Source organism: Priestia sp. P1_B12_1 (assembly GCF_056406695.1).
In genome coordinates, this window is sequence record NZ_JBFTZR010000017.1 from 27,696 (window position 1) to 43,936 (window position 16,241).

Genomic DNA, 16,241 nt, shown 5'->3' on the forward strand with positions numbered 1-16,241 from the left:
CTTCTTAAGTGACATGCTTTCGCAGAAACTTCATTCATATAAAAAATCCGATTTCATAAGAGAATTGCTATTTCTACGCACCTAAACTCTGATTTTCCATAAAGGTGAATAGGTAATTATAATGACAGAAAGAATCTCTAACGATAAAAGTCAATAATGTCCCGGATAGAAGATTCTAATGTCGTAGTTGGTTGCCAACCCAATTCAGTTAGTGCTGTAGGGTTTGAAGTAACAAAATTATTTAAAGGACTTTTATCATCCACTTTCACTTCAAATTTAATAGGAGTTATCTTTTTGAAAATATTTATAATATCTTGTAAAGAATTACTTTTTCCAGAAGAGACATTGTATGAACGTCCATTTTCTCCTTTTCTGAGCAGAAAATCATAAGCTCTAACAGCATCTCGTACGTCTAAGAAGTCAAAACGATTATTTAAGTTACTCACCCTCAGATACTTTTCCCCCTCTTCTTCCTCCATAGCTATAATTTTTTTAGCGAAAATGGAACAAACTCCTTTAGAGAAGCCAGGACCTATAAGATTTGATGGTTGAGCGACAACAACATTCATATTGTATTGATTTGACCAAAATTGCGAAATGAGGGTTTGAATGGTCTTACTCAGACCATAGGGGTGATTAAACGTGGCTGGAACCGTTGGATCAAACTGAAGAGCAGAACCTACAATAACAGCTTTACAAGAAGGCATCTCTTTTCTAAGAGCATCGAGTAAGTATGCTGTAGCCATTGCATTTACTTCTAGAGATTGAATGGGATTATCCCAGGATAATCCCACAGCGTTTTGACCTGCCAAATGAAGGAGGTAGTCCGGCTTGGTTATTGAAATTAACTCTTTTACTGACTCATTATTAGATAGATTGCATGTTCTGCATTTAATTTGCTTATTAGAAAATGAATTCATGTTTGTGATAGCTACGACGTCAAACTCTAATCTTGAAAAATAATCACATGCGTGAAGTCCAGTAAATCCACTAGCACCGGTAATTAGTAACGTAGGTTTCTTATCCACTAACGACACCCCACTCTGAATAATAATCTAATAAATAAAACTTATTATAGATGTATGCTTAAAAAGCTAAATATTTCATCTAATGCTCAACAAGACACGATCCTAAAACATAGGGTAAAAATACAGGCAGAGGTCTATAGCATTACCAAATTCCATGAATACCTATATAGAGAGACTTTTAGAACGTGAATGCTATGGGAAGAGGAGAGAACATAATGAAAATACTGCTTGCTACATTTTGGGAAGTTCCCCATGTAGGTGGAGTTTGGAATTATATGCAGCAATTAAAGCAAGAACTTGAAGGGTTAGGTCATGAAGTAGATTTACTTGGACATGGACTTGGAAATAAATCAGTTCATATTGTTAATAAAAATATAGAGGTAATTAAAGATGAACTATCATTAGTAGAAGAATTGGAACAACATGAGAAAAATACTCCTATTCTATATAAAGATCCAGTAGTGAAATTTTATGAAAAAGAACGTATTGGTTATACAAGAGGTGTTTCTCGGTTAAATATCAACCAATATGATTTAATTCACACACAAGACGTTGTAGCAACTGCGTGTATTCGTTCCTTAAAGAGTGTAAAAACGTCGGTGGTAGCAACTATACATGGTTGTGTTGCTCACGAGTTAAATCGCTACATCAAAGACATTTTGAAGGCTCCTACAGCTGATATAGCTACTAAATATTTTAATGAACTTGAACATACAGGTGCTATGGCTGCTGATTGTACTATAGTTGCAAATCATTGGTTAAAGGAAATTTTAATTCAGGAATTTAGGGTTAATGAGCATCAACTTAAAGTGTTTCATTACGGATATGATATAGATTCTTTTTTAAAGCGAATGCAAACACCATCTAAGGTTCATCCACCAGTTGGTCAACAAGTAATTATTTATACAGGGAGATTAGCTGAAATTAAAGGTATTCATCATCTATTAAAGGCTCTCAGTGAACTCAAAAAAATTAAGAAAGGCTGGGTCTGCTGGATCGTTGGAGATGGAGATCAAAAAGCTGAGTTGAAGGCTCAGAGTAGAGCGCTCGGTTTAGGTAAGAGGGTTTTATTTTTAGGTAATAGAAACGATGTGCCTTCTTTACTCTCTCTTGCTAACATTTTTGTTTTGCCAAGTCTTATAGAGAATCAACCTTTATCAGTTATTGAAGCTCAGATTGCTAAAAAACCAGTAATAGTAAGTGACGCAGGGGGATTACCCGAAATGGTTCAGCATGGATCTACAGGATTAATTTTCCCGGCAGGTGATGCCACATCGTTATGTGAAAATCTTTATAATTTGCTAATAGATCCAGCATATAGAGGCATGTTAGGAGCCAATGCACAAGAATGGGCTTTAAAACATTGGGATCAGAAAGATGCAGTTCAAAAAGTTCTAGATGTTTATAAAGAGGTGCTTTCACATAAGAGTGAAATGTAAATATATCGAAAAGGAAGCTAAATGTCTTTTTTGGAAATGATTGGGTAGGTAGCTTATACAGGAGCCCTATAGGTGACATATACTATTAAAACTTTAAAGAGGAGAGAATAGTATATGAAGGCTGTAGTAACTGGTGGGGCGGGATTTATTGGTTCCCATCTTGTAGAAGAGCTCATTAGACAAGGCTTTAATGTCCACATAATTGATAACTTAATTTCTGGAAAGTATGATAATATACACCCTCTTGCTACTTTTCATATAGAAGATATATGTAGTGATCAAGCCAAACAAATCATTCTAGATGAAAAGCCTGACGTAGTCTTTCACTTAGCTGCTCAGGCAGATGTTTCACGATCTATCCAATCGCCTCAATATGACGCAGATGTGAACATAAAAGGAACTATAAATTTGCTGGAAGCCTGTAGAGATGCTTCGGTAGGTAAGTTTATATTTGCTTCTACTTCAGCTGTATATGGAAATCTACAAAAGGACTTAATTACTGAACAAGATGCAACTGTGCCAGCTTCTTATTACGGTCTGTCGAAACTAGCTGCTGAATCGTATATACGTCTATTTCATTATTTGTATAATTTACCATATACAATTCTTCGATACGGAAATGTATATGGGCCACGGCAAACGCCAAAAGGAGAAGGCGGAGTAGTAGCAGTTTTTTTAGAAAGGTTGAGCAAAGGGCTTTCATTTAATATTCATGGTGATGGGGAACAGACACGTGATTTTATATATGTAAAAGATATTGTTCAAGCTAATATTGCAGCAATTAAAAAAGGGAACCAAGAGGTTGTTCACGCCAGTACTACAAAGAAAACTTCAGTGAACGATTTATTAAAAAACCTTGAGTATATTCATGGTTCTAATATTGATGTTGTTTATACAGAAGGAAGACCTGGGGATATTAAACATAGTTGTCTCGACAGTGAGAAAGCACAAAAGCTATTAGAATGGTCTTCAAGAGTATCTGTTTTAGAGGGGTTAAAGGAAACATATACTTTCTCTAGAAAAAAAGCTTAGTATTTAAGCTTTTCTACATTTCTTAACTAGTTGTCTATTTTATTAACTATATGCTCATTAGCCCTAACATTTTAGGATAGGCCTGCATTTAATATTGTATAGCCTTGTACAATAAGACCCTTTAAGGAGCAACCCATATGAAACTAGAAGATTTAAAAGGGGCATATAGCGCCATTTTTAGTTTAGGCGATTTATGTTTGACATCTCTTCAACTGAGAGACAATAACTTAAGAAAATTTGCGGGGATTTTAGATTGGGTATCCTCACCGGATTTGAAAAAGGTAAACATGCTTTTGAAAGATCAGTTTGCTGACTTTTTAAACCCGGATAATTTAAGGATAATCCAGTACGTATCTGATTGGGATTTATTAGTGTGGGATGAAATTTATAATATAGGGTTTAACCACGATTTTAAGACTGATAAAAATACACTTTCTCACTTAGGAGGATACGGGGAGGTTAAAGAGAAGTACGATAGAAGAATTCACCGGTTTTTAGAGAATTTATCTACTGGCCAGCGTATTCTGTTTATTAGAACGGAAGCTAATCGTGAAGAAGCTGCAGAGCTTGAGAGCATTTTATCTACTATGATTGAAAGTGACTTTAGCATTCTAATTATTAATCATACGGATGTGAATGATTTAGTTGAAAAAGAATGGTCGCTAAATAAAGTTTGTGCTATTGAATTACCCAATCAAGATAAATGGAACGCAAATAATCATTATTGGAAAAGGATACTTGATGGTGTTTCCCTTTTATAAGTACGTTAGCTTTCCCTTTAATGTATTTATAAAAGGTTATGTTTTTCAAATGACATCTTTAGGAGATTTGAATGGGAAGAAAACCTCCACCATACTTACTTGGTGTATGTACTCACTTGCCTCTTGAAGCTTATTTAATATTTTCTATACATATAATCTCTATACAATACTAATGGACAAGTTGTATTAATTGAAATGGATACAGTGCAAAAAACTTTTCCTTGCGAAGGTTAAGGTGCTTTTCGAGGTGCCTATATAAAAGTCAATGTTAAAAAAACTAATTTGTTAACCGGATAAGGGGGGAAGGGTATGGATAATAAACAAATAGAGTTGAAACAAGGATACGATATAACTGGAAAGCAACGTTATCGAATTATAACAGGAGCATTTATTGATAAGATTATAGCAGAACAAGTTGCAAAGGAAATAAAAGAACGCTACGGTCTTACTGTATACGTGATACCTGAGCACATTGAATAATCTCTAATGTAACTTTATTTTCATTTTACTATAAATTAGAATAAGAATAGACAGCTAAGCTATTTTTATAGAAATAGTCTAGCTGTCTATTCTTGTAGAAGTATACAATGAATTTTATTATCTGTTTACCATAATACAATAAAGGAGAAATCATTTTTAGTGCTTCTCATTTTATCATGTTTTTCTTTTACTCATAGTTAGTGCTATTTATTTTGACATCCACTCTTTCAGCTCCATTAACATCTGTTGGTAACTAGGAGTTGGATAACAAAGATCTGTCCGAGTACTAATAATAGTACGATCCAATATTACATCCTGATTAGGAATAATTTTGACATCATCTTTTTTAAAGATATCTTTAATTAATTCTAGTAATGCAAACTTTGATATTTTTTTCGGTGAGTGCAAATGATAGAGTCCGGAAGTATTATTTTCTAAGAAGAAGTCAATCGATTTAGCTAATTCTAATGTTGTTACTCCATTCCATAATGCTTTTTTATAACCCTTAATGGTACCCTTTTGTTTCATAAACCACAGAAATAAGCCAATGCCATTCTCCTTTAACTCAGGTCCTATTATAGAGGTGCGGATTGTTAAATGTTTTTCGTCAATAATTTCACCAAGCTGTTTAGATTGAGCATATACAGAGGTACCGTCTGGAACATCGTTTTCTGTATAATCTCCTTTTTTTCCTGAAAACACACAATCTGTACTAATATGAATTAATTTTCCTTGATGCCGTTCAACAAATTTGGCCAACTGATGTGGGAGTAGGCTGTTTACCTGAAAAGCACGCATCGGATTATGACTAGCGTGTTCATTTAAAATTCCGATACAATTAATGAGGACATGGGGCTTAATAGATTCTATAGTCTCTTCAACATGCTTAAAGTCAGTTACATCCAAGTAAATAGCATCTTTATCTTTCGGGTCTCTTGATGTACAGAAAACATCATGATTTGTATGCTGTATAAAATATTTAGTAATTACATGCCCTGCCATTCCTTTTCCACCAAGAATTAGTACTTTCATTTAGATAAACCCGCCTTTCAGCAACATCTCTCTAATTTCCTCTTTACTAATCACTTGTTTACTTGAATCATATTTTTCTAAGTTTACTTGAGCATAGTTTGAATAATATTCTTTTAAGCCTTTAATATAAATTGGAGGTAGAATCACATAATACTCATCATCATAAGTAACAGTTGTTGCGCTTTCATATTCGGATAACAGAAGCTCGTGAATTTTTTCTCCAGGTCTTATACCTAATATTTCAATTTCAATCTTGTCTTTTCCAGAAGCTTCTATTAGTACATTTGCTAAGTCAATAATTCGACAAGTAGGCATTTTCATGACGAATATTTCCCCACCTAGACTTTCAAATGTGGCTTTAAAAACCAGCTTTATCGCATCCTCTAATGTTAAAAAGAAACGAGTCATCCCAGGGTCAGTAATACCGATTTTCCCTTTTTCTTGAATTTGTTTCTTGAATACATGAATAACGCTTCCGTTAGTTCCTAGAACGTTTCCTCCACGTATACAAACAAATTTAGTTTTAGTATTTAATGTGTTAGCGTGAATGATTAATCTTTCCCCCATTGCTTTTGATAAACCGTAAAAATTAGCTGGATTTGACGCTTTATCAGTGGAAATATAAACTACTCTATCTACATCACAGCTTATTGCTGCGTCTATTACATTTTGAGTACCATGTACGTTGGTTTTTAAGGCTTCGATTGGTTGATCTTCACATACAGGAACATGTTTTAAAGCAGCTAAGTGAAAGATATAATTGACGCCCTGACACGCTTCAATTAGTGCTTCTCTTTCCTTAATGTCTCCAATAATAAAATTTAACTTAGGATGATTATCAAATTCTTGCTTCATAGTAAATTGATTTGATTCATTCCTTGAAAAAACACGTATTTCTTTAGGGTTATGTGTTAGTAATTGTTTAACAAGTTCATACCCCCAAGAACCTGTGCCACCTGTTACTAAAATTGTCTTATTATTAAACACCTTTCATTCCTCCTAGTACCACTTTAATTACTTTGTCTGAAACATCTACATGACCATATCCTTCAGGGTACGACCAATTTTTTAATTGGTTCACCATTACATGAACACAGGTTACGATTTGGTTAGCATCTATTCCTGACAGCATGTTACTTCCACACTGAATGGTTTCTGGTCTTTCAGTTGTTTTGCGAATAGTTACCGTAGGAATATGAAACAAACAGCATTCTTCCTGAACTGTTCCGCTGTCTGTTAAGACACAAAAAGCATTCTTTTCTAGATTTACAAAATCAAAAAAACCAAAAGGTTCATGGAATTCTACTAATGGATGGACTTCTAGCAGTGGAATATTTTCTATCCGGGATTTAGTACGAGGATGAATACTGCATATTATTCTCTTTTGGTAAAATTCAGCTACCATATTAATACCTTTCATGATTTCCAACATTCGATCTTCATGATCTACATTTTCCGCACGATGGGCTGTAACTAGAAAATAGTCACTTTTTTCTAAGGATAGTTCATTAAGAATGTTGCTGTTTTCAATGGAAGATTCATAATGTTTTAAAACCTCGTTAATTGGATTTCCAGAAGTAATAATACGATTTGAGGGAATACCTTCTTTAATTAAATTTTCTTTACTTTGAGGAGTATAGGGGAGGTTAAAGCTCGATATTGCATCAATAATTCGACGATTCTTTTCTTCTGGCACCTCTAAGTCAAAACAACGGTTTCCGGCCTCCATATGAATAACTGGTATACCCATTCTCTCTGCTAGAATCGCGCTTAAACCGCTATTAGTGTCGCCTAATATTAAAACTTTGTCCGGCTTTTCTTTTAAAAATAGCTGTTCTAGCTCTTTATACATCTTGGATAACTGTTCACCTAATGACAGCTGCTGGTTAGCCAATATATAGTCTGGTTTGCGTACATTCAACTCTTGAAAAAATACTTCACTTAATGAAGGAGTAAAATTTTGGCCTGTATGCACTAAAATGTGCTGTGAAGCATAGCTATCTAACTTTTTAATAATGAGGCTTAAACGTATAATTTCGGGCCTTGTACCCAAAATAGTCATAACTTTCATTTTTTACACACCCTATTCACCTTATTTATAAGCATAATTACCCTCTCCTAATGCGCATTCGGCCCCTTATTTATTAAAATATGCTTTTCCTTCTTTCTTGCTATAGGCTAATCTATTAATCTTCCCAATAAAAAGTGATAAGTCTAAAATAATAAGCTCTTCTCTGTAAATCAATAAGAATAAAGGCTGCTTGCTTGTGGTTTGATGTCTAAATCTTTCTTTATAAGTTCTCTCCTAGGGGATAAAATTTTATATTTTAAGCTGTCAAATGTGAATAGTTAAAGAGTAAATACAGGGTTTTAAAAATAAGAAAAGACCTTGTTTCCTTTTTAAAAAGAAACAAGGTCTTTTCTTATTTTTATTACGTAATATTGTATGAAAATAGTTGGGGGAATTACGCCCAAAAATTAGTTAGACTTAATCCATTTAGCACATAGTCCCAAACAGCTTCATCATTTGGATTGTCTAGAGGTACTTGAACTGAACAAATTCCATCAATTGTCCAGTTCATATCTATTACGCCTTTTAATCCGTCTAAAGGTTGAAGTAGTAGTATATTAAATGGACCGTTTACTAATTCCGATAATGTGGTTTTTAATTCTATCGCTTCTTCTGGAGTAGCTGCTCCCCATCTAATAAATAAAACAGAAGGGCTATTCTCAATTTTTTCGAAAAATCTCGTGATACGTTGATTAAGCTTCTCTTTATAAGAAGGATACATTACAGTCCAGTCTACATTTGGAATAATAGGAAAATCATGAACAGAAATAATATTATAATGCATATCGTGAATAAAGTGAGCATTAACCGGTTCTGTTCCACCTTCTTCAGGGAAAATTGCGACTCCGTCATCAAGAAAATGAGCATATCCATCAGTTCGCTGCAGGTTTTCAAGGTCCATAAATCCACTAAATCTGTTTTGTAACAACCTACTGACATCAGCAATTGAATTAGATATCATCCAGTCTAGAGGGAATGAAAACCTTCTCCAATTGTGTCTTCTTAAATTAAGGGAGGGACCACACCAACTACCTAGCCCTAGCATTAAGTCATAAGATCCTTTAATATCCTGTAAATTCAATATAATCATCCCTTTTTATTTAGCAATTCTATTATAGTAAATGCTAAACCTTGTACATTTGATTGGACAAAGTAACTATATATTTATAAGAAAGTCTTAGTTAAAAAGACACTGGGACTGAATGGGAGAGATTTCCATGTGGCGCCCATCTAGTGACGTAGTAATATTTCATCTAGAACATAGTCCCAAGTCGAAACATTATTTGGATCGTGTGGTACATTGACCATACATACATTATTAATTTCCCAGTCAACTTCGGTAGGAGTCTGTATACCGTCTACGGGATTAAGGATAAGTATTCTAATCTGCGCTTTTGTAAGAGAGGATAAGATTTTTTGTAATTCAGTTGCTTCCTCATATTTAGCTCCCCACCTTATAAACAAAATTGATTTACTGCTCATCATCTTTTTAATAAACCTGTTAACTCTGTAATCAAGGTTTTTTTTGAATTTTGGATACATATCGGTCCAATCTTTATTAGGCACTATAGCAAAATCATGAGCTGAGAAGATATTGTAATAAGTGTCCTGTATAATATAAGATTTAGTTGATTTATATAGATTTTGATGAGGAAATCTAAGCATTTTATCATTAAAATATACATAATCTCCGCTGTCATCTACTAAACTCATATTCTCAATCTGCATAAATCCATTAAACTTATTCTGAAGTAGTCTATTTACATCTGAAAGATACGGAGAATAGCTCCAGTCAAGTGGACTTGAGGTAAAACTTCTCAAATTTAATCGATTCAGTTGTAGTGCAGGATTACAAGCACTACCTAAGCTAATGATTAAATCATATTGCCCTTTAACATCCTGTAAATTCACATTAATTCTCCTATTATTTAAATTTTTATATACACATATTTGATTGGTAGATTTACTTAGAAGACATACATGTACATGGTTATTCAGTAAGTTGCTCTTATAATATAAAAAGCACTGATAATCGGGGTTTCAGCGCTTTTTATACCCTTTATAGACCTGTGTTAAATAAAATTGTTAACACCCGCAATAGATGAATTCTTTAAAGTTTAATGCTAGCGAACTGCTCGATTTGCATTAATTCTTCCATAAGTCCAGTATAATCCTGTACCTGGTACTACATCGCACGTGGATTGAATAGTATTTCTAATTTGGAGATTGGTTTTTCCCTGAGCTGCTAGCAAGGCTGCAAGTCCTGAAACATGAGGGGCAGCCATAGAAGTACCACTTAGATATGCGTAATAGCTGCCTATATAAGTAGACAAAATTGTTGAACCTGGAGCAGCAACATCTACCCAAGTGCCAAAATTGGAAAAATCAGATTTTTGATCATTGCTATCTGTAGAGGCCACAGCGATTACATTTTGATAAGCAGCTGGGTATGTTGGGGTACTAGAAGCTTCGTTTCCGGCTGCAGCTATAACTACTACTCCTTGGCTCCAAGCGTAATTCACGGCATTCTCTAAAGTGATTGAACTTTGAGTTGAACCTAGGCTCAAATTAATAACTTTTGCTCCTGCATTTGTTGAATAGGTAATTGCATTTGCAATATTACTCAATAGACCATTTCCACTGTTGTCAAGAGCACGAACGGGTATTATTGATGCTGACGGAGCCATTCCTGCAATGCCTAAACCATTCTCTGTAAGGGCTGCAGCTATTCCTGCTACGTGAGTTCCGTGTCCATTACCGTCGTTAGGAACTAGATTTCCATCTACAAAATTATAGCCAGGCCAAAGCTTAATAGATAGTTCAGGGTGATTTAACTGAATTCCCGTGTCTACAATAGCAATTTTTATATTTCCATTACTAGTAGTAACATCCCAAGCATCTGGGGCTTGTACCTTCTGAGGACCATATTGATAAGGAAAAAAGGGGTCATTCGGGGTATATGAAGCTTTAAATGTATAATCTGGTTCTGCGTATTCTACTTCAGTTAATTCACTATAGCGTTTAATTAAGTCATTAATCTTTTTTTTAGAATGTAAGACTTGGAAATCAAGATCTTTGTTGTGATATATCAGTGTACATTTATTCTTACGATGAATATTTACTTGGTTTTCAAAGCACACATTCTTTTTGAACTTTACAATGATTTGGCTTGAGTTCTGAAAATCATCAGCTGTAAATTCCTTAGTACTAGCGTTGATACGGCGCTTAAATAGTGGTGATGCCTTTTTTATTGGAATGGTTTTTAGGTTTTTGACTAATTGTTGTTTTAAAATCTTAATAATATATTTCACTGCATAAAACAACAGGATAACAACAGAAACTGATAAAGTAGTAGCTAATAAATGAAGCATTTGTTCCCTCCTGGAAATCGCACTCTTTATAGAGTATTCACGATTTATTAAAAGGGTTTGGACAGAGTCTTTATTTAAACAAATAATTGTGTATTTTAAGAGAGTTATTAAAAGTGAAAAGTTATCCTATCTGTCATATTACTAATTTATCTTTAGATAATGAGTGTTATGTCTCGCTTTAAAGCACCAAATTTGTAATTAGAAAGAAAGCCACTAGTATATCTAGTGGCTTAGTCTTTAAAAATCGCTAAATTCTTCGAGATCATCGTCATCTAAAGGTCCAGAAACGTGTTCTAAATCTGCAATTTTGCCTTCTTTAATGCCCTGATTTACAGGTTGTTCTACGTCATCTTGTGTATGAGAAAAGCCATTAGCCAAAATTATACGACAGGCATTGTTATTTATTCAGATGATGACACGCTGCGTATGAATGAGCAAATGAAGGCTTTAAAGGTGTACTGCAGAAAGTAGATGAGACTGGGAGTATTTATTTAAAATGATATCATTTTAAATAAAATAAATGTGATTGAAACATGCAATATGTCCTACACGTATACCAGCAAAATTCCCAAAACTTACTGGATTATACGAAACAGGACTCTATTATTTTAAATATACAACGCGCTTGCCAAGCTTTTATTGATTTAGCGATGCACATTGTAGCTGAAGAACGTTTGGGTCTTCCAAAAACGAGCAGAGAAGCTTTTGACATGTAGGAGTCTCAATTTATTATTACAAGCGAGATTGTTTATAGAATGAAAGCTATGGTAGGTTTCAAAAATATTGCTGTTCACGATTATCAAGCCATTAATCAAGATATTCTTCAGCAAATTTTGGACAAACATTTAAGTGATTTTACTACCTATACAAAGCAAATTCTTTATTATGGGCTTTGGAAAGGCATTGGTAAATATAAGGTGTATAGAAACTTACATATTATGTAATTAAGTTTGTATTAGAACCTTTAGGCCTACAATCTTCGTTTTTGTTCTAAATGAATAGTTATATCTCTTAAAGTTGTATCTAATATATATTTAGACAGTAGGGGAGCATACTTTCAAGCTTCCCTACTAAATGCTTGTCCTAATTTAAATAATTAAGCTGTTTGCAGACCTTGGATTTCTTCAGCGTCTAAAACAATCACTCCTGCTGAAGTAGCGAAATAAGCTAAAGATCTTGCCTCATCAAAGCTTGAAAAAATAACGTTATTAATTTGAGTACCGCTTAAAAGTACACTTGCAATCGGTGTGCCAGGATCAAGAATTCTCAAAACCTCTGGAATCATACGCGGTGTCCCCCCTTGCTATACCAAATTAAATACAGATCATATGAATCTATATTTAATTTATTATATGTAAGTTTTAAGCAAAGGCTTGTACTATTTAATCATTTTCATTTAATCTTTTTTTGTGATTGAAAATAAGGACTTTAAGAGGGAATTGTTATATGAAATCTCTTTCAAGTCCTTACATATAATGGGATTTACGCGCTAGCTAAAACTTCATACCGCCATCTATTACAATTATCCTTGAAGAAATTATCTCAGTGTTTGTAAATCCCATTCCTACGTTATAAGCATGAGTAGCTATTTTAGAATTAGGGTTCTTACTGGCTGTTTCTGCTGGGGGATTAATACTTACACTTCTTTTCTTCTTTTTTTGTGGGAAGGACTTGTCTACATAATACATACCATTTTTAAAATTATACTTCATATAATATGTTTGTATTTTAATCACCTTTTCTATACCCCTTATATTTTAGAGGGATTTTGCGAGATATTATTAGAATGGTTTTTTCTTCACTTCTCTTCAAAACTGAACTTTTTTTACTTTAGCGTTTTTATTTCTTCTTCCACATTCTTTAACAATTACACCGTCTTGGTTCGCATTTTGTCCCCCATGTTTAGCAACCTGACCGCCCTGATTAGCATTTTGACTGTGGTTACCACTAATCTGTCCTCCAGTTTCTGCATGGTTATAAATATAAATGCTAATATAGGTGCAGTTTTTTTCTCTTTTTTTCTTTTTGTTTTTTGAGCTGCAATTAGATTTTTTATTATGATGATAATTATTCCTTTCTATTTCGATCACCTCTTTTCTGATAAGTTAGGGAGAAGACGTGAGTAAATTCACTTTTACTCATTAATAGTGTATTCATAGGTAGACAAGCTGCAATATGAAAAAACCTATATTTGGTAAAAAGAGCCTTTCATATTAGGTCTAGTGGCTGTTGTGATACGAGAGTAAGTACATTTAAATGTACAAGGGGTGTTTTTATTGTTAAAAGTTCTAATTGGACGAACATTTCCTTCCTAAGGAAACTACGACTTCTAAAACAGCCTGTTATAAAAGCCAAGGGGGTTTAGGGGTTATATGTAATAGTAAAGCTCTTTTTCATAGATTTGGATAAATTTTTTAAGGTGAAAGATTTTTATGTGTGATATACAGGCCATTGTATTGAAGAGATTTCTATACTATATAGGGTTTAAATATAGAAAGAACTATTGCTGCTTTTTTCCGTCAATAGTTCTTTCTATATTAAATATTCAGTTGTATAGGTTGAGGCTTGATTGAATTTTGAGTAATTAACAAGATGGTGGGATGCTTTGAGGGAAATGAAATAAATTTTCAGGATCATATTTAGCCTTTATTTCTCGAAGTCTTGCGAAGTTTGACCCATAATATGCTTTTCCGAACTTTTCAATATTTTGGTCTGGAACATTAACATAGGACCCTTTTACATATGGTTTCATTAGTTGACGTACTTTTTCAACTGATGCAAGATTGGAAGCTTCTTGGGATTTATTTTCCCAACTAGATGTCCATTCTGTATAAAACAATGGACGGCGCCAAAAGAAGGCTGTTTCATTACTTGGTACTCTGCTTAGAGCACCACCCCAATTTATAAAAAAGAAATTGGCTTCTGTACCAGTAGCTTCTTCTAAAAACTTTTTCATAAATGAAATAGGCTCTTCGGACCACAGATCAAGTCCCCAAGCTGATGAAAATTTAACACTCTGATCGGATCTGCCAGGGATTGGTTCGTCAGGGTCTAAGAAATCTATAGCATCTGGATAGGACAATGTTTCTATAACTGTTTGTGTTGGGGTTCCAGCATTTAGTAAAGGCTTTAACAATTTAGTCAGTTCTTTTTTTGAACCTAAGAAAATCCCTTCTGCATGACACAAACCATTTACTTTGCTGTAAATCTCAAGTATGCACCCTAATCGTTCGTCTACAAATGGTGCCCATTCTTGCCAAGTTTTAAATACTGTTTCTAATTGATCCCATGGCCAAATAATATTGAAGACGGTTGCAGTTTTAGGGGCACGGTGAACTTTAAACGTGTATTCGGTATTATATCCAAAGTTCCCACCGCCACCACCTCTAGAAGCCCAAAATAAGTCCTTATTGCAAGATTGGTCTGCTTGAAGAATATGGCCTTTGGCATCTACTGTTTCCAGGGCAAGAAGGTTATCGCTTATAAGGCCAATTGATCGTGAGACTACTCCAAATCCTCCTCCCATCGTAATTCCTCCAATTCCAACAGTGGGGCTATCTCCAAACGGAGCCATAAAGCCTTCTCGAGCTAGCATCTTTACAAGTGGACCCACGTGAATTCCTGTTTGAACCGTTGCAATCTCACTTTTTTTATCAAGGCAAACTCTATTCATGTCACTTACATCAATAACAATTCCGCCATTTACTACTGAAAGGTTCTTATCTAAAGCATGGCGTCCGCTTCTGACACGTAAAGGTACTTTATTTTCCTGAGCCCATTTAATAGCATTACTGACATCGTAAGAATTTTGTGCAAAAACAAAGACAAGAGGACAGACATCAACATAAGGGTTCCAGTTCTTAATCGCTTGTTGATAGCCAGGATCTCCCTTAAAGATGACTCGTCCTGTTAACGGTGTTGACATGTATTTCACTCCCAATAAAGGTTAGATTTCTAATATTAGTATATGTGAAAATAGGACAAACTCTTGGGTGAGTTATCTAGTAACTAAAAAATATATGCCAAGGTTGTTAAAGGTATTGTTTGTAATAAATATGTTTTAGAAAAGAAATTTTTATTATTAGAAAGGTTATGGATTAAGAAAAAAGAGGTTGCACCTATTTAGACATGATAAAAATTATTGAACTGAATGATTCTAATTTCTTTGAATGAATTACGTTAATTGAAGATTATGCGATTTAAGGAATTATACTAAGTTTATTTCTATCTGCGTCAATATATTAAGTTAGAAAAATTTCTATGATATTGGACGAGCGTACAAGCTCGTCCTTAGGTTTATACATATAATAAGTAAATGAATATTGAAAAGAGGGACAAAAATGATGCCAAGATGTATACCTGATGTTCCACGTTGTATGCCTAAGATACCGCATTGTCTACCTAAAGTGCCAAACTGTATGCCTAAGATACCAAACTGTGTACCTGACGTTCCAAATTGTGTACCTAATATACCTTGTACTTCTAAAGACTAATCGTTTTTATTTTTTATAGAATAGAGCAATAGTTAATTTAAAGCAAAAAGATTAATCTTTTTGCTTTTTTCTTGTTTCAACATATATTCTGAAGGGTATGGTACTTTAATTAAGTCTCGTTTAAGCTATGGAACACTATTTCATCAAATCTCTTATTTTGGGTTGAGTTATAAATTTTACAACTGAAATATAATTGTTACCAATTCAGGTAGGAGATCAAAATACAACTAAAATAAAAAATAAAAAAACTATTGATTTTTAAAAATAAGTGAATTATAATAGTAAAGCGTCGTTAAGAGAGAAAGTGTTAATAACGATTTTTAAAAAAGTTATTGACATTTGTTTAATGGATTGTTATGATATCAAAGTCGCTTAAGGGCGGCGCTTGAACTTTGAAAACTGAACAAAGCGACAAACGTCAACGTTAATTTTTATTTTTTAAATTGAGCAAGTCAAACATTTCTTCGGAGAGTTTGATCCTGGCTCAGGATGAACGCTGGCGGCGTGCCTAATACATGCAAGTCGAGCGAACTG

At 34.0% G+C, this 16,241-nt stretch carries 15 protein-coding genes, 1 rRNA gene and 1 pseudogene; 6 read left to right on the forward strand and 11 right to left on the reverse strand.

Translation table 11 applies throughout. The annotated features are described in order from the left end of the window. Positions 1-137 precede the first annotated feature (137 nt). Entirely contained in the window at positions 138-1,028 is an 891-nt protein-coding gene (locus AC1D0Y_RS26495) for an NAD-dependent epimerase/dehydratase family protein (RefSeq protein ID WP_154974739.1), read from the reverse strand. Between the two features lie 215 nt (positions 1,029-1,243). Between AC1D0Y_RS26495 and AC1D0Y_RS26500 the strand changes: the two genes are divergently transcribed. From AC1D0Y_RS26500 to AC1D0Y_RS26515, 4 genes are all read left to right on the forward strand, one after another. Continuing rightward, positions 1,244-2,467 carry a glycosyltransferase family 4 protein gene (locus tag AC1D0Y_RS26500; RefSeq protein ID WP_477708137.1) on the forward strand — a complete coding sequence of 408 codons (1,224 nt, stop codon included), beginning with the start codon at positions 1,244-1,246 and terminating at the stop codon, positions 2,465-2,467. Positions 2,468-2,581: 114 nt separating this feature from the next. Beyond that, the gene (locus tag AC1D0Y_RS26505; RefSeq protein ID WP_028412738.1) at positions 2,582-3,499 is read left to right on the forward strand and encodes an NAD-dependent epimerase/dehydratase family protein; all 918 of its coding nucleotides are present in this window, start codon (positions 2,582-2,584) and stop codon (positions 3,497-3,499) included. A gap of 137 nt (positions 3,500-3,636) precedes the next feature. After that, entirely contained in the window at positions 3,637-4,260 is a 624-nt protein-coding gene (locus AC1D0Y_RS26510) for a DUF1796 family putative cysteine peptidase (protein ID WP_048022238.1), read from the forward strand. Between the two features lie 309 nt (positions 4,261-4,569). After that, on the forward strand, positions 4,570-4,740 hold the full coding sequence (locus AC1D0Y_RS26515; protein WP_165574265.1) for an SPOR domain-containing protein: 171 nt from the start codon (positions 4,570-4,572) through the stop codon (positions 4,738-4,740). A gap of 207 nt (positions 4,741-4,947) precedes the next feature. Here AC1D0Y_RS26515 and AC1D0Y_RS26520 read toward each other — a convergent pair whose 3' ends face one another. The 6 genes from AC1D0Y_RS26520 to AC1D0Y_RS26545 form a co-directional block, all read right to left on the reverse strand. Then, entirely contained in the window at positions 4,948-5,772 is an 825-nt protein-coding gene (locus AC1D0Y_RS26520; RefSeq protein WP_394555804.1) for a dTDP-4-dehydrorhamnose reductase family protein, read from the reverse strand. Beyond that, positions 5,773-6,759 carry a polysaccharide biosynthesis protein gene (locus AC1D0Y_RS26525; protein ID WP_048022242.1) on the reverse strand — a complete coding sequence of 329 codons (987 nt, stop codon included), beginning with the start codon at positions 6,757-6,759 and terminating at the stop codon, positions 5,773-5,775. Then, positions 6,752-7,843 (reverse strand): non-hydrolyzing UDP-N-acetylglucosamine 2-epimerase, encoded by a 1,092-nt coding sequence (gene wecB / locus AC1D0Y_RS26530; protein WP_477708138.1) that lies wholly within the window; start codon positions 7,841-7,843, stop codon positions 6,752-6,754. The genes AC1D0Y_RS26525 and wecB overlap by 8 nt, the downstream gene beginning before the upstream one ends. A gap of 394 nt (positions 7,844-8,237) precedes the next feature. Next, entirely contained in the window at positions 8,238-8,933 is a 696-nt protein-coding gene (locus tag AC1D0Y_RS26535) for a DUF1796 family putative cysteine peptidase (protein WP_048022245.1), read from the reverse strand. Positions 8,934-9,073: 140 nt separating this feature from the next. Then, positions 9,074-9,754 (reverse strand): DUF1796 family putative cysteine peptidase, encoded by a 681-nt coding sequence (locus AC1D0Y_RS26540; RefSeq protein ID WP_477708139.1) that lies wholly within the window; start codon positions 9,752-9,754, stop codon positions 9,074-9,076. Between the two features lie 212 nt (positions 9,755-9,966). After that, complete coding sequence (locus tag AC1D0Y_RS26545; RefSeq protein WP_168761600.1) at positions 9,967-11,214, reverse strand: S8 family peptidase; 1,248 nt, start codon at positions 11,212-11,214, stop codon at positions 9,967-9,969. A gap of 540 nt (positions 11,215-11,754) precedes the next feature. On the opposite strand from AC1D0Y_RS26545, the pseudogene hepT reads away from it, so the two are divergent. Then, positions 11,755-12,158 (forward strand): annotated as a pseudogene (gene hepT / locus AC1D0Y_RS26550) (type VII toxin-antitoxin system HepT family RNase toxin). A gap of 152 nt (positions 12,159-12,310) precedes the next feature. On the opposite strand, the gene AC1D0Y_RS26555 reads toward hepT, so the two are convergent. From AC1D0Y_RS26555 to AC1D0Y_RS26570, 4 genes are all read right to left on the reverse strand, one after another. Then, positions 12,311-12,499 (reverse strand): hypothetical protein, encoded by a 189-nt coding sequence (locus tag AC1D0Y_RS26555; protein ID WP_014462141.1) that lies wholly within the window; start codon positions 12,497-12,499, stop codon positions 12,311-12,313. Between the two features lie 208 nt (positions 12,500-12,707). After that, the gene (locus tag AC1D0Y_RS26560; protein WP_014462142.1) at positions 12,708-12,950 is read right to left on the reverse strand and encodes a hypothetical protein; all 243 of its coding nucleotides are present in this window, start codon (positions 12,948-12,950) and stop codon (positions 12,708-12,710) included. 72 nt (positions 12,951-13,022) lie between these two features. Next, positions 13,023-13,304 carry a hypothetical protein gene (locus AC1D0Y_RS26565; RefSeq protein ID WP_477708140.1) on the reverse strand — a complete coding sequence of 94 codons (282 nt, stop codon included), beginning with the start codon at positions 13,302-13,304 and terminating at the stop codon, positions 13,023-13,025. Positions 13,305-13,798: 494 nt separating this feature from the next. Beyond that, on the reverse strand, positions 13,799-15,139 hold the full coding sequence (locus tag AC1D0Y_RS26570; protein WP_048022250.1) for an FAD-binding oxidoreductase: 1,341 nt from the start codon (positions 15,137-15,139) through the stop codon (positions 13,799-13,801). A 1,029-nt stretch (positions 15,140-16,168) separates the two neighbouring features. On the opposite strand from AC1D0Y_RS26570, the gene AC1D0Y_RS26575 reads away from it, so the two are divergent. After that, a 16S ribosomal RNA gene (locus AC1D0Y_RS26575) occupies positions 16,169-16,241 on the forward strand; the annotation flags it as partial.

Excerpts from the sequence above, each read along its gene's own strand:
- AC1D0Y_RS26500 (WP_477708137.1), top strand. The coding sequence starts at position 1,244 with ATGAAAATACTGCTTGCTACATTTTGGGAAGTTCCCCATGTAGGTGGA.
- AC1D0Y_RS26505 (WP_028412738.1), top strand. The coding sequence starts at position 2,582 with ATGAAGGCTGTAGTAACTGGTGGGGCGGGATTTATTGGTTCCCATCTT.
- AC1D0Y_RS26510 (WP_048022238.1), top strand. The coding sequence starts at position 3,637 with ATGAAACTAGAAGATTTAAAAGGGGCATATAGCGCCATTTTTAGTTTA.
- AC1D0Y_RS26515 (WP_165574265.1), top strand. The coding sequence starts at position 4,570 with ATGGATAATAAACAAATAGAGTTGAAACAAGGATACGATATAACTGGA.
- AC1D0Y_RS26520 (WP_394555804.1), bottom strand. The coding sequence starts at position 5,772 with ATGAAAGTACTAATTCTTGGTGGAAAAGGAATGGCAGGGCATGTAATT.
- wecB (WP_477708138.1), bottom strand. The coding sequence starts at position 7,843 with ATGAAAGTTATGACTATTTTGGGTACAAGGCCCGAAATTATACGTTTA.
- AC1D0Y_RS26535 (WP_048022245.1), bottom strand. The coding sequence starts at position 8,933 with ATGATTATATTGAATTTACAGGATATTAAAGGATCTTATGACTTAATG.
- AC1D0Y_RS26545 (WP_168761600.1), bottom strand. The coding sequence starts at position 11,214 with ATGCTTCATTTATTAGCTACTACTTTATCAGTTTCTGTTGTTATCCTG.
- AC1D0Y_RS26555 (WP_014462141.1), bottom strand. The coding sequence starts at position 12,499 with ATGATTCCAGAGGTTTTGAGAATTCTTGATCCTGGCACACCGATTGCA.
- AC1D0Y_RS26570 (WP_048022250.1), bottom strand. The coding sequence starts at position 15,139 with ATGTCAACACCGTTAACAGGACGAGTCATCTTTAAGGGAGATCCTGGC.